A 17,841-nucleotide genomic window follows, 5' to 3' on the forward strand; every position below is an offset into this window, starting at 1 on the left:
ATAAAAATGGTATAGTTAGTGTATATATTTCCCCTTTTAGGTGGTGAGGCCAATGCAATTATTGATTCAATATCATCAATTATACGTCAACCTGTCTTCCGACAGCGTGAAAGAAGAAATTCCGGTTACGCTGGAACAATTGGCGAACGTGCTTTATTGTTCTTTGCGCAACGTACGTTTCATATTGAAGAAAATGGAGCATGCCGGTTGGATTTGCTGGACGGCGGGAAGAGGCAGAGGAAACCGTTCGCAGCTTACGCTGCTGGTGTCGGCAGACGAGTTGATCGTTCGGGAAATGAAATCGCTGCTAGCGCGCGGCAATATTAAAGCGGCAATGGAATTGATTCGGCTGCCGGATGTCGGCGAAGCGGCCAAAGCGTATTTTGCCGGTTGGATGACGGATCATTTCGGATACGAAGAACTGCATGAGGACGGCAAGAAGCTCGATATTTTGCGTTTTCCCGTTCCCCGCAAAATCACAACCCTCAATCCGGTAGAGGTGCAATATGCGATCGATCAGTCGTTAGTCAATCATATTTTCGATACGCTCGTCCGCTATGATCCGCAGAAACGCACGGTACTGCCGCATATTGCTTATCATTGGGAGGTCAATGAGGAACGAACCTTGTGGACGTTATATTTGCGCAAAGGGATTCGGTTTCATTCCGGGAAAGAGCTGCAGGCAAGAGACGTGGCTTATTCCTTGTCCCGCAGCAAACATAGATTTGATTTGCCGAGCAGTTGGCTGTTCAACCTCATATGCGAGCTGCGAATCTTCGATCCGTATGCGCTGCAAATCCAATTACGCTCGCCCAATTATTTGTTTTTGCGATTTCTGGCTTCATCGGAAATGGCAATCGTACCGGAAGCGGAGCGCGGCGGCGAAGAGGCGGGAACATGGAAACCGATCGGGACCGGCCCGTACCGGGTGAAGCATTACGATGAATACAACTGCGTTCTGGAGGCGTTTCCGGATTATTTCCTCGGCCGCTCCCAATTGGATCGGATCGACATTTGGGCCGTCCCGGAGGAAATCTCGATCTCGGAACAGACAAAGAAGGAAATGCATCTGCTCGTTAGCCATGGCAACCGCAACATTATTCCGCCTTCCGCGGATTGGAAGGCCGAATCGCGGCTGGAAACCGGCTGCAATCTATTGACTTTCAATATGAAAAAGCCGGGGCCGCATCAGCATCCTTGCTTCCGCCAAGCGGTTCATCATGCCATCGACCGGGATGGAATGGCGGCCTATATCGGCGGCGAACGTCCCGCTTTTCCGGCCCAAGGGTTTCTGGCACAGGCCGAGGAGGGGGGAGAAGATCCCGCATTCGATAGGGAGCTCGCGAAAGTGCTGCTGCGCAGCGCCGATTATAAGGGAGAAACGCTGCAGTTGCATTTGACGGCTTGGCATGAGCCGTCGGGACGTTGGCTGCAGCGGCAGTGCGCCGAAGCGGGCATTCAAATCGAAATCGTCGTGCTGCCGGTAGCGGAAATGTTCCGCTCCGACCGGTTGCGGGAGGCCGATCTTTCGTTGTTCGGCATCGTCGCCTGGGAAGATATCGACCTTTCGTTTTTGGATATGTATCAGTCTCCTTCTTCGATTAGAGCTCACTTGTCCGAGCCTTTAATGCGGAAGTTGGACCGCCTCGCCGACAAAATATTGCAAGAACCGGAACATAGCGGACGCGTTCGCAACATTCAAAGAATCGAATCGCTGATCCGGGATAGCCATGAAGTGCTGTTCCTATTGCATCGCACGCAGCAAATCATGTTCAATCCGATGATGCGCGGCGTAAGATTAAACCCGAACGGCTGGATCGATTTCACCAAAGTTTGGTTTCAACCGGGCATGAAGGAACCGTGGATCTATTATTCGGAAGAATCGCAATGATCATCGTTATCGGCTCTATCATAAGGGGGCTTAGCCTATGCTTATAGATATAGATTTCAAATCTGTCTTTACGGAACAAAATATTTTCATGTGGCTGGAGCAATACCGGTCCTACGGTCCGCTCCCGGGCATTCTGCTGACGTTTCTGAAATCGTTCGTGCCGCCGTTGCCGACGATCGTGCTGGTGGGGGCCAATGCCGCCGCTTATGGCCTTTGGCTCGGATTTCTCTATTCTTGGATCGGCATCGTCGCCGGCTGTCTTGCATCTTTTCTCATCATTCGGAAAATTGCGGGCCATCGCTTCATCGAACGCTGGTCCCGGAAGCCGAAAGTGCAAAAAAGTATGGTCTGGATTCGCCGCAATGCGTTCAGCTACGTGTTTGTGCTTAGCATTTTCCCGGTCGGTCCGTTTGTGCTTGTCAATGCCGCCGCGGCCGTGGCGAAGATGTCGGCGCGATCGTTTCTCGTCGCCATTGTGTTCGGGAAAGCGATTATGGTATTTACCGTCTCGCTGATCGGACACGACATTTCGCAATTTATCCGCTATCCGGAAAAAATCGTTTACGTGCTGCTCTTTTTGTTCGTTTCCTGGTTTTTGTGCAAAAAGATAGAGAGCCGGTTGACGCGGCAAGAACTAGAGACTCGATCGGAAGCGCAAGGATAGAACGAGTATCATTCTATTTTGAGCAAAGGAGTTTTCTATGGGAATTTTTCGAGATTTGATGTGGTTTTTCCGGATGGAGAAAAAAAGCTACGGGATCGGCGTCATTTTCCTCGTTCTCGTATCCGCCATCAATTTGCTTCCGCCGTATATCGTGGGCGTCATCGTCGACTCCATTCAAACGAAGTCGCTGACGCCCGAAATATTGTTGAAGTGGGCGTTGTTTATCTTTGCGATCGCTTGGCTCGCTTACTGGTTCCGCTACATTTGGCGGGTATTGATCTTCGGCTCCGCGCTGCGGCTCGGCAGGCTGCTGCGAAACCGGTTGTACGAACATTTTACGAAAATGTCGCCGCGGTTTTATCATAAACGGAGAATCGGCGACATGATGGCGCATTCCACAAACGATGTGCAGGCAGTGGAAACGACGGCGGGGGAAGGCATTTTGACGCTTGTCGACTCGATCACGATGGGCGGTCTCGTCGCCGTCATGATGGCGGTCATCGATTGGCGCCTGACGCTCATCGTCTTGTTGCCGATGCCGTTTATGGCCTGGGCGACAAGCTATTTCGGCACGCTGCTGCATCGGCACTTTCATCATGCGCAGGCCGCGTTTTCCGATTTGAACGATAAAGTGCAAGAGAACGTCTCCGGGGTTCGCGTCATTAAAGCGTTCGGACAGGAGGAAGCGGAGAAACGATCGTTTGGCGACCTGTCGGCCGATGTCGTTCGCAAAAATATTGCCGTCGCCAAGATCGACTCCTTGTTCGACCCGACCATCTCGCTGATCGTCGGCATCTCGTTTATGCTCGCTGTCGGGTTCGGCGCCGTGTTCGTCGTGCGCGGACAAATGTCGTTAGGGGAATTGACGACATTTACGATTTATTTGGGACAGTTGATTTGGCCGATGCTCGCCTTCGGATTGCTGTTCAACATCGTCGAGCGGGGACGCGCTTCCTATGACCGTATTTCTTCCTTGCTTGCGAAGAAGCCGGATATCGCCGATCGCGAAGGCGCGAGCGCGGAAGTTCCCGCCGGCGATGTCATCTACCATATTTCTTCTTATTCGTACCCGGAGCAACAAATCGCGGCGCTGCGGGATATCCGCTTCAGCTTGCCGGAAGGGCGGACGCTTGGCATCGTTGGAAGAACGGGAAGCGGGAAGACGACGCTGCTTCGGTTGCTCTTGCGCGAATTCGACCTCGGCTCGGAGAACGGCGACATCATGATCGGCGGCACATCGATATACGATGTCAAACTCGAGGCGCTGCGCGCCGCGATCGGCTATGTGCCGCAGGATCATTTTCTGTTCTCGGCCACGATTGCGGAGAATATCGCATTCGGCAAACCTGACGCGAGCCTGGAGGAAATTCAGGCTGCCGCGCGCGCGGCTTGCATTCATGACGATATTGTTCAGTTTCCGGACGGCTACGGCACGATGGTCGGCGAACGCGGCGTAACGTTGTCGGGCGGGCAGAAGCAGCGGATTTCAATCGCCAGGGCGTTTCTGGCGAATCCGCATATTCTGATGCTTGACGATGCGCTCTCCGCGGTCGACGCGAAGACGGAAAGCGGCATTCTGCAAGAGCTGGAGCAAAATCGGCGCAATAAAACGACTCTGATCTCGGCTCACCGGTTAAGCGCAATCGAGCACGCCGATTTGATCGTCGTGCTGGAGCGGGGCGAAATCGCCGAAAGAGGCACGCACGCGCAATTAATGGAAGCGCGAGGCAAATATTACGACATGTATATGAGACAGCAATTGGAATCCAGCGTAGCGGAAGGGGGGGCGTGACGATGGAAGAAAGGCAACCGATGGAGAAAATTTCGCAAAACCGGACGCTGCGCCGATTATTCGCCTATATGAAGCCGCATAAGAAGGAACTGACGATTGCGTTTATAATTTTGGCGTTCGCAACGGCTTCGAGTGTGGCGGGCCCGAAAATCGTGCAAATATTTATCGATGATTATTTGGCGCCGCGCCATTGGGATTGGAATGCGATCGTCGTCCTGGCCGCCCTGTACTTTGGTCTGCACCTCGTGTCCGTCGTACTGACGTACGTTCAGCTCGTAAGCTTCAATAAAATCGCTTTGTGGATCATTCAAAAAATTCGGATGGACGTTTTCGGCAAAGTGCAAAGCTTGGGGCTCTCATTTTACGATCGTACCCCGGCGGGAAGCTTGGTCTCGCGCATTACGAACGATACGGAATCGATCAAAATGATGTTTGTGAGCGTGTTGTCGACATTCGTTCAAAATATTGTGATGCTGATCGGTATTTTTATCGGAATGTTCTTCCTCGATGTAAAGCTTGCGGCCTATTGTTTGGTACTGGTGCCGCTCATTCTGTTATTAATGCATACGTACCGCAAGCTAAGCTCGAGAGTGTTCCATATTTCGCGCGAGAAATTAAGCCGCATTAATACGAAATTGAACGAATCGCTGCAAGGAATGCATATCATTCAGGCGATGCGGCAAGAGAAGCGGTACCGGGCCAGTTTCGAGCAAACGACGGGCGAACATTATGCCGCCGGACTGAAGCAAATTAAATTGAACGGATTGCTGGTGCGGCCCGCGGTCGATTTATTGTATTTGCTGGCTTTGCTCTTGGTGCTTAGCTTCTTCGGCGTCCAATCGTTCGCCGGGCCGGTAGAGATCGGGGTTCTATATGCCTTTATCAATTATTTGGAGCGTTTCTTCGAGCCGATCAATATGATGATGTTTCGCTTGACCGAATTCCAGCAGGCGATCGTTTCGGCGGAACGCGTCTTTGGATTGATCGACGAAGAGGAACTGGCGCCGACGGGGCAAGGCGATGAGCGGCCCAAAATCGTGCAAGGGCGCATCGAGTTTCAGGATGTCAGTTTCTCCTATGACGGCAAGACGGATGTATTGAAGCATATATCGTTTGTCGCCAATCCGGGAGAGACGGTCGCCTTGGTCGGACATACCGGAAGCGGCAAAAGCTCGATCATTAATCTGCAAATGCGCTTCTATCCGGTACATCGCGGGCGAATTCTGATCGACGGGGTGCCGCTCGAGCGTTACGACGACGAAGAACTGCGCCGCGGCATCGGGTTGGTGCTGCAGGACCCGTTCTTGTTTGCCGGCGACATAAAACATAACATCCGACTGCATTCGGAGGATATAACCGATGAAGAAGTGGAGCGGGCGGCGCGATTCGTCCAGGCGGACTCGTTCATCAGGCAATTGCCCGGCGGGTACGACGAGCCGGTAGGGGAGCGGGGAGCGACGTTCTCGAGCGGACAGCGCCAACTGCTGTCGTTTGCGCGTACGATGGCCCGCAACCCGAAAATTCTCGTATTGGACGAAGCGACGGCGAGCGTCGATACGGAAACGGAGGAAGCGATTCAGGAGGCGCTCCATGAAATGCGGAAAGGCCGAACGACGATCGCGATCGCGCATCGGCTGTCAACGATTCAAGACGCGGATTTGATTCTCGTCCTGCATCAGGGCGAAATCGTGGAGCGGGGAACGCATCAGCAGCTGCTGTCTCAACAAGGCCTGTATTACCGCATGTATTTGCTGCAGCAAGGTGCGGATAAAGAAAAGGTTTGCTAGGGCGAACATGAAATCAAAACGTAATCGAAATGTAATCTATTTTTAATAAATATTACCAATTATCGACATTAAATTTATATTCCCGTTCATATAATAGAGACACGCTTAGGAAATCTAAGTGAAATAACGGGAGGGACCGGAAATGGAAGAGAACGAAGTATTGTTGTCTGAAGAAGAAGTTGCTGAAGCAGTAAGCGAAGAAGAAAGCGGCGACGCAGCCGAAAGTGATGCAGTCGAAGAAGGGGAAGCAGAAGCTGAAGCCGAGGCGGAAGAAGAAGCGGAAGCGGTTGCTGAAGAAAGTGACGCAGAGGCGACGGAGTAACGTTTTTTCCCATTCTCGTATCGAGTCTTGCGGCACTGGAATCATAAACTGTCATTCACGTAAATAAAACCTGTTCAAGAGATTGAATAGGTTTTATTTTCGTTTGTAGCACAATAGAAGTCGGTCGCGCATGGACTCCGGCAGCGGTTTTTCGCATAGGGAGGCGGCGTTCTGCGTTGTCGTGAAGAAAATCACTTTCGTTCGGCGCTCTGAGAGCCTCAAATGTCTTTAGGAGCGAAGGGACGTAAGAGCCTGCGGGCAAAACGCAACGTTTCCGTGGCACCGGCGTCCGAATGAGGCTCTAAAGGAAGTGACAGACGTTATTTCGCCGCTTGAACCTATTTTTGAAATGTAACGGATCTGAGCGACCTTATTTGGCTTTTTTCATGCGAAAAACGCGAAATATGAGCATATAGCGGCGTATAGTTCCGTTACAATTTCAATTGGGCCGAATTTTCGGAAATAACGGCCGTGACATCCGTTAGAGTTTATGCCTGGATTTTTAGCCCAGTCGTTTCATTTAGCGGCATTCTCTATAGTTAGATTGGCCTAGAAATCGATATTGCCGGTGTAAGAGCACTAGCGTTGCATTAAATCTTCTAGCTGGGATGCGGTACCATAGAAATATAACGGATTTCCGAGGTCTTATTTTTTAAATTCCAGTCGAATATTTGGAATTAACGGATTTTCGAACCGTTAACATGTCGCGATCGGCTGAGAATCCTTGGTTTTGTGAAGTTTCGACAAAAATAGAGCCCTCAAAATCCGCTAACTCCGCCAAAATTGCGTTATTGGATCAAATAAGGCCTCCAAAATCCGTTAACCTTATTCATCCCTATCGCAATCATCGGCTTGAAACGCAGTAAAACATTCGGTGCAACGCTAGTGGCGTAAGATCCAAATTAGCTGCAGGAATCGGAGTAATTCTTTCGCGTGCTTCAAAACGAGTGAATTAGATCCGGTTTCTTCCGTTACTTCTATCTTGCGGCGGTCGGGAAAATCGATAGAGCGGGATACGAGATGGGATGGAACGAAGTAATGATAGACGAGCGAAGCGGAGCATATCCGAAAGTGAATCGGCGCAATGGCTGCCGGCTCGCTTAAAAGTTCGGGAAACGCGGGGTTGAAAAAATCCGTCCTACGCTCTCTATGAGTGCGGGACGGATTTGTATTCTTTATATTGATCTACGAGGTGATTACTCCGTTACCGCCGCCGCAAACAATCCCTTGTCCGAAATTTCCTGATGGATATCTTCGATATATTTATCCAGACAGGAACAGTAATAATCTTTATAACAAATCGAGCATGGCTTGTTTAACAATCTGGTAATGCTCAGCGGTTTCCATGTTGGTTGATTGGTGTAGAAAATGCGGCTTTTCGTTTCGTTCGTGAAAGTTATAATGAACTGATATAATCCTTCTTCTTTATTGGAATCGGATAGTTCGAAGTTTTTGATTGACATTTTGTAGGGCATTCTTATCAACCTCGTTTCTATAGGATGAATTAGTAGCTTTAAAATAATAGTGTATAATACATAGAAATGTCAATGGAAATTCGGTTTCAAGCTCATAAAAATTTTCAATGGCGCCGATCGTGGCGTTTTTTGTTTTCGAGATTTATTTAGAATACATTTTAAATAAAAATGTTTACAAACTAGAAGGATAAAGTTAAAATTTGCTATATAAAAAAAGTGTATAAGGTAATGCCGCCTGCATTGCTTTGCCGAAGGGGAGGAAGGATCATGGAGCGTTTATGGACGAAACCATTTATTCAGATGACATTGGGAATGCTTATTCTATTTACGGGTTTTTATTTGCTTTTGCCGACGATGCCGCTCTTTATTAAACAGCTCGGGGGCAATGAATCGCAGGTTGGATTGGTAGCGGGATTGTTTACGTTGACTGCCGTCATTTTTCGTCCGATCGCCGGAGGATTGCTGGACCGCTACGGCAGGCGCCCGTTCATTCTTTGGGGATTGCTGCTCTTCACATTATCGATGTATTTGTACGACTGGATCGGGGTAATCGTACTGCTAATGGCGGTAAGGGTATTGCATGGGGTTAGCTGGGCATTTTCTACAACCGCTGTCGGAACGGCGATTACGGATATGATTCCCGACTCTCGCCGCGCAGAGGGCATGGGCTGGTTCGGCTTGTCGTCAACGTTGGCGATGGCCGCCGGTCCGATGATCGGCATGTGGATCATTTCGAATCATTCGTTCCACGTCCTGTTTCTCGTCGCCACCATATTTTCCATCATCGCTCTCGTCTTGGCCTTTATTACGAAGATGCCGTATCATCCGAAGGCAGAGGCGGGCAAGATTCAATTTTTCGAAAAATCGGTTTTTTCCGTTACGGTATCGATTTTCTTTCTGGCGGTATCCTATGGCGGAATTACGACCTTTTTACCGCTGTTTTCCGAATCGATCCATGTCAATGCCGGCACGTTCTTCTTGGTCTACGCATTATCGCTCACGATCATCCGGCCGATTGCGGGTAAGCTGTCGGATCGGTTCGGCGAGGCGGCCGTCATCGTTCCGGCGCTTGTAGCCGTGATTCTGGCTTTGATCGTGCTTAGCTTCGCTACCGGGTTAACAGGCGTTATCGTCTCGGCCGTACTATACGGGATCGGCTTCGGTTCCGCCCAGCCGTCGCTGCAGGCGGCGACCTTGCGTCTAGCCGGGCCGGACCGGAAAGGGGTAGCCAACGCTTCCTTTTTCACCGCTTTCGACTTAGGAATCGGTCTCGGAGCGATCGTACTGGGATGGGTATCCCAATATACCAGCTATCAAATCTTGTACATGGTAAGCGCCGTCTCGGTATTCGTTTCCATGCTAATCTTCGCCGTGTTCGTAAGGCGATTGTTGAAGGGCAGAAGAACGGCGGAATAAAAGCAAGGGAGCCCCCGGCCGGCTCTTCAGGCTAGGGTTTTCCGCTAATTAGCGGCATTTCCGGATTGGTACAACGATTTTGCAATAAAGTGGCCCTTACGATGGCCTACGCATTCGTGATAGGATGGACAAAAGCATCAACGATATAACGGAAACGGAGGCAAGAAGATGAAAATATTCGTAGCAGGGGCTGCAGGCGTAATCGGACGATTATTGCTTCCTAAACTGATAGAGGCCGGCCATGAAGTCGTTGGCATGACGCATCGCGAAGAGCATATTGACATCATACGCAAGATGGGAGCGCGCGCGTTCTTGGCCGACGCTTTCGATCGGGAGGCCATCATGTCGGCGGTTGCCGCCGAGCGGCCGGAGACAATTATTCACCAACTTACCGCGTTGCGCGATTGGAATCTTGAGGAGAATGCCAGAATCCGGATCGAAGGCACCCGGAATTTGGTCGATGCCGCCAAAGCGGCGAATGTTTCGCGAATCGTCGCGCAAAGCATTGGCTGGGCCTATGAGCCGGGAGAGTCGCCTGCGGCGGAAGATGTTCCCTTAGATATTGCAGCGCCGATGCCAAGGAAAAGGACGATTGAAGGCATAACGGCTCTGGAACGGGCAGCGGCTGAACTACCGAATCATGTCATATTGCGATACGGCATGCTGTACGGCCCGGGAACTTGGTACGACCGCCAGGGGATGATGGCCGATAAAGTTCGGCGCAAGGAAGTGCCGGCGACGAACGGAGTAACCTCCTTCCTTCATGTCGAGGATGCGGCCCATGCGGCTCTGCTCGCATTGGACTGGCCGTCCGGCCCGGTCAACATTGTGGACGACGAACCGGCGCCCGGAACCGAATGGCTGCCTGTTTATGCGAGTGCAGCAGGTGCGCCGGAGCCCGGATTCCAAGCGGGGAGCAATCGCGGCGAGCGCGGGGCGTCGAACTTCAAAGCCCGCAACGAGTACGGTTGGGAGCCGTCGTATCCGACATGGAGGACGGGATTTGGCAAGACGATGGCTTGACGACAGGCCGAGTTCGCTCGATCGCAGCAATCGACAAGAAATCGCAAGCGGATATGTATGTTACAATGAAGGATAAATGATTGGAAGGAGATAAGACGATGTGCCGAAATATTAAGAGATTGTACAATTTCGATCCTCCGGCGACCGACGAGGATATTCGGGCCGCTTCGCTCCAATTCGTGAGAAAGCTGTCAGGCTTCCAGAAACCTTCGAAAGCGAATGAGGAAGCGTTCCATCGCGCCGTTGATGAGGTCGACGCCGCCGCGCGGAAATTGCTGGATTCGCTCGTAACCAATGCCGAGCCGCGCAATCGCGAAATCGAAATCGAACGAGCCCGCCTTCGATCCGTGAAAAGGTTCGGTGTAAAATAAAACGGCAGTAAATCGAATAAATGGGGGAGGGAAAGCCGCGGAACGCGGCTTCTCCTATTATTTCGTGATACGCGATAAGTTCTTCCGTTAGAAAGGCAGCTTGACGATAAAGGTTGAGCCGCGCCCCGGTTCGCTGGTCGCTTCAATCATTCCTTGATGGGCCAATACGAGCTCCTTGGCAATCGCCAGCCCGAGTCCCATGCCGCCGTTGTTGCGCGTGCGCGCTTCATTCGTTCGGTAAAATCGGTCGAAAATATAACGCAAATGCTCCGGATCTATGCCGTCTCCCGTATCGGAGATCGAAATGCGCAGGAAGTCGCGTTCCTTCCCGGAGGCGGTTTCCTCCTCCAATCGAATCGCAATCGCGCCGCCCGCAGGGGTATGGCGAACGGCATTTACCAGCAAATTCAGAAATACTTGCGTCATACGATTCGGATCGATAACAACCGTTGTTCGGTCCGTCGCGCAATGCATCGTTACGGTAATTTCTTTCCGGTCCGTGTCGACGGCGATCCGGTCGTTAACACGTTCCAGAAGTTTCTTCACGTCGGTATCCTTCCGCTCAAAGGGAAGTCTCCTTGCTTCGGCAAGCGATAATAGATGCAGATCGTCGACAAGCCGGGTTAACCGGATCAGCTCGTCCTGTAACGGAAGCAGTTGCTCCGGGTCGACCGCGCGGCCGCTATGTTGAATCAAATCCAAATGGCCGCGAAGAATCGTAAGCGGCGTTCGCAGCTCATGAGCGACGTCTGCGACCAAATTTCTCCTCACTTCCTCGGCGCGTTCCAGTTGATAGGACATGGCGTTGAACGATTGCGCCACTTTGCCGTATTCGTCTTTGGCCGAGACGGGGACTTGTATGCCTAAATTTCCTTGCCCTAACCGATCGATCGCGGGAAGCAGCGAAGCGAGAGGAGCGGTCAGACGCTTGGACAACCAGAAGGCGACCGCCAGCGAAGCGATGACAATGACGATGGCGCTGGCGAATAACAGAAACGTGACCGAACTGCTAATCCCAACCCGCATCTTCGCTACATTCGCAACTTCCTCATCGTAATAGTACAAATAAGCGACCGTTTCTCCTTTGCTCTCTACGGCGCTGCGAATGCCCAATCGGAAGATCATTTCATGCACAGCGTCCCCGGCCGCGTACAGTTGATCCCATTCCGGCGACAACAGCATTACGCTGGCGTTTCGATGCGCCGAGAAAACCGCTTTGTCCAGCCGGATGCGTTCTACATTATGCCAAGAACCACCGTTATTTTCATAATATTCGGTAAACAAAGCGGACAATTCCCCGATTTCCGCATGCCTATCCGTCAGTCCCATATAATCGAGCGAGGCTCGCACAACGAATTGAGTGATGAGAACAAATATAAGACTCATAGCGATAATAACGGACGCCATCGCCCAGAACAGTTTGCGCCTAACGCTCATAACGCGTTACCGAACCGGTATCCGAATCCGTAAACGGTTTGAATATAAACCGGGTTTGACGGATCGTCACCGATCTTCCTGCGAATTCGGCTAATATGCGCGTCCACCGTTCGTTCGTCATTCAATATGTCGTCTTCCAGCGCCGCCTGCAACAATTGCAACCGGCTATACACGATACCGGGTTTGGAGGCGAGCGTAATCAGCATTTTAAATTCCGTCGGCGTAAGCGAAATTTCCTTATCTCCCCGCCAGACGCGGCATTGCGATTCCGATATCGTCAACTCTCCGCGTTTCAAGGTTTGCTCCGCGCTCTGGTTCCCATGCAATCTTCGCAATACGGAGCGGATGCGGGCAACGAGTTCCCGCAAGGAAAACGGCTTCGTCAAATAGTCGTCGGCGCCGATTTCCAGGCCGATAATTTTATCGGTTTCCTCGGTTCGGGCCGTGACCATAATAATGCCCATTTGACTGATTTTGCGCAATTCCCTGCATACGTCAATACCGCTCATCTCCGGCAGCATCCAGTCCAGCACGACGAGAGCGGGTTGATGCGCAATCGCTTTATTCAACGCTTCTCTGCCTGTTGCGGCGGTTATAATATCGAATCCTTCCTGACGCAAGAACGGTTCCATAAATTCAATGACTTTCGTTTCGTCATCCACCAACAGCAATGTATGGGGCATTGCCGTCACCTCCTTCACCTGCGGATCATTATACACGGTTTTTGGTTGACTTTGGGAAATTTCAACGAAAAAGCAAGGGTTCATCATAAGTTCACAACATTTTGCTGTTAGTATACCAAGTAACTATGTGAGATCAACAATGATTTCAGAAAGGATGGGGTTATCATGACAAGCGAAAACAAAGCGGGGGGACGGGTGCGATTTTCGTGCATCGCGTTCGTCTGTCTGGCATGGGGACTCGTCGCGTGCGTCGCCATACAAACGTTCATCGCCGGGCTGGCCGTATTTACGAATCCGATTCATTGGTTCAGGCATACCGTCTTCGTTCATATTTTCGAATATTTGCCGCTTTTTATGCTGTTGTTTGCATTGATCGGGAAGTTGCCGGCAAGGATGCGTTGGGAAAGCGGAGGTTTATTGCTGCTGATCTTTTCACAGTATATGACTGCGAATTTGCCTGGGGCAGGAGCGATGCATCCGGTCGTTGCTTTGATTATGTTCTGGCTTTCTATTGCTGTGGCGAAACGGTCGACACGATTCATCCGCCGCGCTGCCGGTTCCGAACGGAACCGCGCTTGACCGAACGTTCAAGTTGGTCTCGTCCGTGGATATTTTATTGACCGTTGCGTTCGTTATCGTCTCCGGCATATCGCTTCATCTTATAGGCATGTGCAATACGGAGCGGTTTCGCATGATCGTTATCGGTCTCTATACGGCGTTAAGCTTCCTGCTTTTCTTGTTCCTCTGGTGGTCGAATCCGGTATAAAAACGATTTCTACGGGAAATCTATGAACATTTAACCCAGCCTACCATCGAACGGCTACCGAAGCTTATACTACAGGAGGTTTTCCATGACTAGCTTAGCGTTAAAAATTGTGATGTGTCCTTTGGGCGTAATTATCGCTTCCTGGTTGTTTACAAATGTTCAATACAGCGCTTATTACCAGCCGATTATCGTAGGATTGATCCTTGCCGGAGTAGGGATCGTGATGGAGTATATGTTCCTTAAGAAAGGAACGTTATGGATCAGTACGCTAATGGATTTTATCGCCTCGGCGATCATCGTTTATTTTGCGTCCAACTTGTTTGCGGGAGCATCGGTTTCATTTTTTGGAGCCATCTTGACGGGAATTCTGCTTGCCGCGATCGAATATTTTGTACACCATTGGTTAATCCGAAGCGGAAAAACGCAGAAATCGCCTGCATAACCGACGGATACGGAAGGAAGGTCCGGATATGGATATCAACCTGTCTTACGGAAGCGACTACCATGCCATACCCGCCGTTTCGCTGGAAAGCGGCGCCTCACACGAAGTTTCGTCAGACTTGCTCTGTTTCACCGTTCAAATCGTAAACGTCGTTTTTGCGGGCCATCCGGATCGCGGGGAATGGGTATTGGTGGATGCGGGAATGCCTGATTCTGCCGACCGCATCATTTCCGCCGCCAACAACCGGTTCGGCGCAAACGGCAAACCGAAAGCCATTTTGTTGACTCATGGGCATTTCGACCACGTCGGAGCGATCATCGAATTAATCGAGCATTGGGACGTTCCGGTATATGCGCATGAATTAGAGATGCCGTATTTGACAGGCAAACGCAGCTATCCGTCTCCCGATCCGGCCGTCGAGGGCGGCTTCGTCGCCAAGATGTCCCCGATGTTTCCGGTCGAGCCGATCAACCTTGGCCGCTATGCGAACAAGCTTCCGTCCGACGGAACCGTTCCCGGCATGCCCGGTTGGCGCTGGATCCATACGCCGGGGCACACTCCGGGCCATGTTTCCTTCTTCCGGGACGCCGATCGGACGCTCATCGCGGGCGATGCGTTCGTTACCGTCAGGCAGGATTCGCTGTATAAAGTGTTGATCCAAGAGCAGGAAATTAGCGGTCCGCCCAGATATTTAACCCCCGATTGGCAAGCCGCGAAGGAATCGGTTCATAAGTTGACCGCATTGAAGCCCTCAGCGGCCGTTACCGGCCACGGACTGCCGGTGTCCGGCGACTTGCTGGCGGAAGGATTGCGGAATTTGGATCGGAATTTCGATCGATTCGCCGTTCCCGATTATGGAAAATACGTTCAATAAATCCTATATCCGAAGACGAAATAGCCGGTTGCAAGCCCCCCTTGACGTACGACTGCGGTCGTACTATATTGTTTATATGCCATTATCGGTATAAGTAAGAAAAAGCCCTACCGAATGTAACGGCTGAGCAATATAGCTAACAAGGAGATTCGATATGGCTATTCTCATTGTATTGCTTATTATGACCGCAATCTGGTTCATCCGTCGGATTTGGCCGGTGACGGGCGTAACGTACGTCGATTCCGTCGATTCCGTCGATTCGAATATGCTTCAAGCTCGAGGGAATGGTCGGGAGGATGTGAAAATTATCGACGTCCGGGACGCAGCAGATTACGAAACCTGTCATCTGTCCGGTGCGATTAATATATCAATCGGACGATTGCCGTATGTTTGGAAAAAGGAACTATCGCCGGGCGAACCGGTTTTAATTTTCTCCGACAGTCCGTATAAAAGCAAGAAAGCGGCTCGTATGCTGAAAAACAAAGGTTTCCGGCAAATTTATGCGTTGCGGGAGAAGAAGTGCGCATAATGGGGGACGGGGATGCAAAGCTTAACCCTCGCGCAGTAAAGGAGATGCGATGGAAACGGTTTATGACAATCTCGTCATTCCCTCATTAACCGGCAATATTCGTAACGATATTTACAGCTTCCTTGTCCGCAATCATTGCTCGCAGACGGCGGAGCATTGCATGAAGGTCGGGGAGGAAGCGGGAAAGATCGCGCGGCGGTACGGATACCATGATCCGGAGGCGGCCGAATATGCCGGTTATTTGCACGATATTAGCGCAGTGTTCCCGAACGAGATTCGGATTCGGGTATCGGAGCGGCTTGGCATCGAAGTTTTGCCGGAAGAAAGAACGTTTCCGATGATTATTCATCAGAAAATATCGAAGGCGATGGCGCGGCAGCTTTTTCAGATCGAAGAGGATGCGATTTTGAATGCGGTCGGCTGCCATACGACACTACGAAAAGGGGCCGGCGAGCTGGACAAAATTTTGTTCGTTGCCGATAAAATCGAATGGGACCAATCGGGGACGCCCCCGTATTTGCACCATATCGTTCAACAAATGGAAATGTCGCTCAATCATGCGGCATTCGCCTATATTCGTTATTTATGGGATCAGCGGGATAAATTGAGAGTCGTTCATCCTTGGCTCGCGGAAGCGTATGAGGAACTGAGATCCGGCATAGAAGCGGCGGGATAAAACGAAATGGTGCATGCAGTCCATAAGTGTTCGCATTTATGGACTGTTTTATTATTTTTACATCGGAATAACAAAAATAAGCAACAAAGGTTCCGGGATTCGTTTATAATGGAGCTGTTCCAAAAGTCTTAAGACGGACTTCGAGCATGCTCCTATTTATATTGTATGTACGCCTCCTCCTTGAGACGGGGGGACAATTCATACCAAAGGTCGTTGTTATTTTGGCGCTGAAGCGTTAGGTTAATATATAGGGAGCATTCATTTTTTTAGTTCAAATCATAAAAGGATTGGTACGATGTTGACGAATAATCGGTATTTACAATGGCTGCATACTTATGAGAGAAGAGTGTTTCGTTGGTTTAATCAAACGATAAGCCATGCTGCGCTCGATCGATTTTTTGGCACGATCACCCATATGGGCGGCGCGGCGTTTGCGATTGCTTGCACATTATCTCTGGCCCTGTTTGCGCAAGGGAAGTGGGGGCTTGCCGGCTTGCAAAGCGCGATTGCTTTAACGGCCAGTTTTATCATAACGACGATCGTCAAGAAAAAGTTTCGAAGACGAAGACCATATATGGTTTTGCCGTATACGAAGGTTGGGAGAAATCCGCTGAAGGATCCTTCTTTTCCTTCCGGGCATACCACCGCCATTTTTTCTATCATGACCCCGTTTCTATTTATTTCAGGCTGGTTTGCCTTATGTTTGGTATTGCTCGCCACTCTAGTGGGTTTATCCCGCATTTACTTGGGACTTCATTATCCGTCCGATTGCATTGCCGGATGCATTGTGGGTACAGTAACCGCGCTATTCGTCGTTTTATTTGTCGGTTAAAAATGAGAGTAGCGCGGACTGCTCTAATATGCTATTATCATTTTATATAATGATAATAGCATGGAGGGGATCGAAACATGAAAAAAGCCGACTTGCTTCTTCATCCCGTGCGAATGCGCATCGTACAACAATTGCTGACAGGCAAACCGCGAACGATTCTTGAGCTTGTCGAGATTCTCGGCGACGTTCCTCAAGCGACGCTCTACCGTCATATGAAGCTATTGCACGAGGCGAATTTGATCGAGGTGGTCGAGACGCATAAAGTTCAAGGCAGGGAAGAGCGCGTGTATTCGGTTGCGAAAGAAAACTTGATGATCTCTGAAAATGAATTGAACACGGCTTCCCAGGAAGAACATGTCCGCTATTTCACGGCCTATCATGCCAATTTGCTGCAACTGGCGACATCCTACATCATGCAAACATCGCCCGAGCGGTATCAAGAAGACGGATTCGGCTATTCGTATGCGCCGCTGCACTTGACGGATGAAGAATTTCAGGAATTCATCCAATCGATCAATCAACTTGTGCAAAAGGCGGCACAGCATGAACCGTCGACGGAACGCAAAACCCGCCTTCTTGCATCGATGCTTATACCGCAAATGACACAGGGACAAGATGAGGGGGAGTCGCAATGAAAATGCATTACGGTTATAAAATCGAATGGGATCAATTGGCGGAGTGGCTGCCGATCCTAATGCCCTTTATCGTTTTAAATTTGATCTTAATCGCCGCGGCGCTATGGGATATCATACGAAGCGACCGCAACCGGGAAAGCAAATGGCTATGGGCGGCTCTCTCCGTATGCGTCTCCCTGTTGGGGCCGATTTTATATTTTGCGATCGGAAGGAGAGGACGCTAAGT

The 17,841-nt window shown here is 50.5% G+C and carries 20 protein-coding genes; 17 read left to right on the forward strand and 3 right to left on the reverse strand.

Features of this window, described 5'->3' with window-relative positions:
• The first annotated feature begins 52 nt into the window (after window positions 1-52).
• The 5 genes from KQI79_RS10040 to KQI79_RS10060 all read left to right on the forward strand — a co-directional run bounded on the left by KQI79_RS10040 (window position 53) and on the right by KQI79_RS10060 (window position 6,456).
• Complete coding sequence (locus KQI79_RS10040; RefSeq protein WP_216538099.1) at window positions 53-1,891, forward strand: ABC transporter substrate-binding protein; 1,839 nt, start codon at window positions 53-55, stop codon at window positions 1,889-1,891.
• A gap of 37 nt (window positions 1,892-1,928) precedes the next feature.
• Complete coding sequence (locus tag KQI79_RS10045; protein ID WP_216538100.1) at window positions 1,929-2,555, forward strand: TVP38/TMEM64 family protein; 627 nt, start codon at window positions 1,929-1,931, stop codon at window positions 2,553-2,555.
• 37 nt (window positions 2,556-2,592) lie between these two features.
• Window positions 2,593-4,347, forward strand: a complete 1,755-nt coding sequence (locus tag KQI79_RS10050; protein WP_216538101.1) for an ABC transporter transmembrane domain-containing protein — start codon at window positions 2,593-2,595, stop codon at window positions 4,345-4,347.
• A gap of 2 nt (window positions 4,348-4,349) precedes the next feature.
• Window positions 4,350-6,134, forward strand: coding sequence for an ABC transporter ATP-binding protein (locus KQI79_RS10055; RefSeq protein ID WP_216538102.1), 1,785 nt, complete (start codon window positions 4,350-4,352; stop codon window positions 6,132-6,134).
• A gap of 142 nt (window positions 6,135-6,276) precedes the next feature.
• On the forward strand, window positions 6,277-6,456 hold the full coding sequence (locus KQI79_RS10060; RefSeq protein WP_216538103.1) for a hypothetical protein: 180 nt from the start codon (window positions 6,277-6,279) through the stop codon (window positions 6,454-6,456).
• A gap of 1,196 nt (window positions 6,457-7,652) precedes the next feature.
• Here the strand turns inward: KQI79_RS10060 and KQI79_RS10065 are convergent.
• A complete protein-coding gene (locus tag KQI79_RS10065; RefSeq protein ID WP_216538104.1) occupies window positions 7,653-7,919 on the reverse strand; it encodes a hypothetical protein in 267 nt (88 codons plus the stop codon).
• 279 nt (window positions 7,920-8,198) lie between these two features.
• Here KQI79_RS10065 and KQI79_RS10070 point away from each other — a divergent pair, with 279 nt between their 5' ends.
• From KQI79_RS10070 to KQI79_RS10080, 3 genes are all read left to right on the forward strand, one after another.
• Window positions 8,199-9,347, forward strand: coding sequence for an MFS transporter (locus tag KQI79_RS10070; protein WP_216538105.1), 1,149 nt, complete (start codon window positions 8,199-8,201; stop codon window positions 9,345-9,347).
• Between the two features lie 168 nt (window positions 9,348-9,515).
• Window positions 9,516-10,370 carry an NAD-dependent epimerase/dehydratase family protein gene (locus tag KQI79_RS10075; protein ID WP_216538106.1) on the forward strand — a complete coding sequence of 285 codons (855 nt, stop codon included), beginning with the start codon at window positions 9,516-9,518 and terminating at the stop codon, window positions 10,368-10,370.
• Between the two features lie 98 nt (window positions 10,371-10,468).
• Entirely contained in the window at window positions 10,469-10,741 is a 273-nt protein-coding gene (locus tag KQI79_RS10080) for a DUF2277 domain-containing protein (RefSeq protein WP_216538107.1), read from the forward strand.
• Between the two features lie 87 nt (window positions 10,742-10,828).
• Here the strand turns inward: KQI79_RS10080 and KQI79_RS10085 are convergent, their stop codons facing one another.
• Both KQI79_RS10085 and KQI79_RS10090 read right to left on the reverse strand, forming a co-directional pair.
• A complete protein-coding gene (locus KQI79_RS10085; protein ID WP_216538108.1) occupies window positions 10,829-12,178 on the reverse strand; it encodes a sensor histidine kinase in 1,350 nt (449 codons plus the stop codon).
• The gene (locus KQI79_RS10090) at window positions 12,175-12,861 is read right to left on the reverse strand and encodes a response regulator (RefSeq protein WP_216538109.1); all 687 of its coding nucleotides are present in this window, start codon (window positions 12,859-12,861) and stop codon (window positions 12,175-12,177) included. The genes KQI79_RS10085 and KQI79_RS10090 overlap by 4 nt, the downstream gene beginning before the upstream one ends.
• A 165-nt stretch (window positions 12,862-13,026) precedes the next feature.
• Between KQI79_RS10090 and KQI79_RS10095 the strand changes: the two genes are divergently transcribed.
• From KQI79_RS10095 to KQI79_RS10135, 9 genes are all read left to right on the forward strand, one after another.
• Window positions 13,027-13,440, forward strand: coding sequence for a DUF6220 domain-containing protein (locus tag KQI79_RS10095; RefSeq protein ID WP_216538110.1), 414 nt, complete (start codon window positions 13,027-13,029; stop codon window positions 13,438-13,440).
• A 25-nt stretch (window positions 13,441-13,465) separates the two neighbouring features.
• On the forward strand, window positions 13,466-13,627 hold the full coding sequence (locus tag KQI79_RS10100; RefSeq protein WP_216538111.1) for a hypothetical protein: 162 nt from the start codon (window positions 13,466-13,468) through the stop codon (window positions 13,625-13,627).
• 85 nt (window positions 13,628-13,712) lie between these two features.
• A complete protein-coding gene (locus KQI79_RS10105; protein ID WP_230192758.1) occupies window positions 13,713-14,069 on the forward strand; it encodes a hypothetical protein in 357 nt (118 codons plus the stop codon).
• 28 nt (window positions 14,070-14,097) lie between these two features.
• Window positions 14,098-14,943 carry an MBL fold metallo-hydrolase gene (locus tag KQI79_RS10110; RefSeq protein ID WP_216538112.1) on the forward strand — a complete coding sequence of 282 codons (846 nt, stop codon included), beginning with the start codon at window positions 14,098-14,100 and terminating at the stop codon, window positions 14,941-14,943.
• Between the two features lie 154 nt (window positions 14,944-15,097).
• Complete coding sequence (locus KQI79_RS10115; RefSeq protein ID WP_216538113.1) at window positions 15,098-15,472, forward strand: rhodanese-like domain-containing protein; 375 nt, start codon at window positions 15,098-15,100, stop codon at window positions 15,470-15,472.
• Between the two features lie 49 nt (window positions 15,473-15,521).
• Window positions 15,522-16,148, forward strand: a complete 627-nt coding sequence (gene yqeK, locus KQI79_RS10120) for a bis(5'-nucleosyl)-tetraphosphatase (symmetrical) YqeK (protein ID WP_216538114.1) — start codon at window positions 15,522-15,524, stop codon at window positions 16,146-16,148.
• A gap of 295 nt (window positions 16,149-16,443) precedes the next feature.
• Window positions 16,444-16,980, forward strand: coding sequence for a phosphatase PAP2 family protein (locus tag KQI79_RS10125; protein ID WP_216538115.1), 537 nt, complete (start codon window positions 16,444-16,446; stop codon window positions 16,978-16,980).
• Between the two features lie 77 nt (window positions 16,981-17,057).
• Window positions 17,058-17,615, forward strand: a complete 558-nt coding sequence (locus KQI79_RS10130; protein ID WP_216538116.1) for a helix-turn-helix domain-containing protein — start codon at window positions 17,058-17,060, stop codon at window positions 17,613-17,615.
• A complete protein-coding gene (locus tag KQI79_RS10135) occupies window positions 17,612-17,839 on the forward strand; it encodes a PLD nuclease N-terminal domain-containing protein (RefSeq protein WP_216538117.1) in 228 nt (75 codons plus the stop codon). Before KQI79_RS10130 ends, KQI79_RS10135 begins: the two co-directional genes overlap by 4 nt.
• Window positions 17,840-17,841: the final 2 nt, after the last annotated feature.

Source organism: Paenibacillus sp. MSJ-34, from assembly GCF_018918005.1.
Taxonomy (GTDB): Bacteria; Bacillota; Bacilli; order Paenibacillales; family Paenibacillaceae; genus MSJ-34.

Coding starts and splice junctions, on each gene's coding strand:
- KQI79_RS10040 (WP_216538099.1), top strand. CDS start 53: ATGCAATTATTGATTCAATATCATCAATTATACGTCAACCTGTCTTCC.
- KQI79_RS10045 (WP_216538100.1), top strand. CDS start 1,929: ATGCTTATAGATATAGATTTCAAATCTGTCTTTACGGAACAAAATATT.
- KQI79_RS10050 (WP_216538101.1), top strand. CDS start 2,593: ATGGGAATTTTTCGAGATTTGATGTGGTTTTTCCGGATGGAGAAAAAA.
- KQI79_RS10055 (WP_216538102.1), top strand. CDS start 4,350: ATGGAAGAAAGGCAACCGATGGAGAAAATTTCGCAAAACCGGACGCTG.
- KQI79_RS10060 (WP_216538103.1), top strand. CDS start 6,277: ATGGAAGAGAACGAAGTATTGTTGTCTGAAGAAGAAGTTGCTGAAGCA.
- KQI79_RS10065 (WP_216538104.1), bottom strand. CDS start 7,919: ATGTCAATCAAAAACTTCGAACTATCCGATTCCAATAAAGAAGAAGGA.
- KQI79_RS10070 (WP_216538105.1), top strand. CDS start 8,199: ATGGAGCGTTTATGGACGAAACCATTTATTCAGATGACATTGGGAATG.
- KQI79_RS10075 (WP_216538106.1), top strand. CDS start 9,516: ATGAAAATATTCGTAGCAGGGGCTGCAGGCGTAATCGGACGATTATTG.
- KQI79_RS10080 (WP_216538107.1), top strand. CDS start 10,469: ATGTGCCGAAATATTAAGAGATTGTACAATTTCGATCCTCCGGCGACC.
- KQI79_RS10085 (WP_216538108.1), bottom strand. CDS start 12,178: ATGAGCGTTAGGCGCAAACTGTTCTGGGCGATGGCGTCCGTTATTATC.
- KQI79_RS10090 (WP_216538109.1), bottom strand. CDS start 12,861: ATGCCCCATACATTGCTGTTGGTGGATGACGAAACGAAAGTCATTGAA.
- KQI79_RS10095 (WP_216538110.1), top strand. CDS start 13,027: ATGACAAGCGAAAACAAAGCGGGGGGACGGGTGCGATTTTCGTGCATC.
- KQI79_RS10105 (WP_230192758.1), top strand. CDS start 13,713: ATGACTAGCTTAGCGTTAAAAATTGTGATGTGTCCTTTGGGCGTAATT.
- KQI79_RS10110 (WP_216538112.1), top strand. CDS start 14,098: ATGGATATCAACCTGTCTTACGGAAGCGACTACCATGCCATACCCGCC.
- KQI79_RS10115 (WP_216538113.1), top strand. CDS start 15,098: ATGGCTATTCTCATTGTATTGCTTATTATGACCGCAATCTGGTTCATC.
- yqeK (WP_216538114.1), top strand. CDS start 15,522: ATGGAAACGGTTTATGACAATCTCGTCATTCCCTCATTAACCGGCAAT.
- KQI79_RS10125 (WP_216538115.1), top strand. CDS start 16,444: ATGTTGACGAATAATCGGTATTTACAATGGCTGCATACTTATGAGAGA.
- KQI79_RS10130 (WP_216538116.1), top strand. CDS start 17,058: ATGAAAAAAGCCGACTTGCTTCTTCATCCCGTGCGAATGCGCATCGTA.
- KQI79_RS10135 (WP_216538117.1), top strand. CDS start 17,612: ATGAAAATGCATTACGGTTATAAAATCGAATGGGATCAATTGGCGGAG.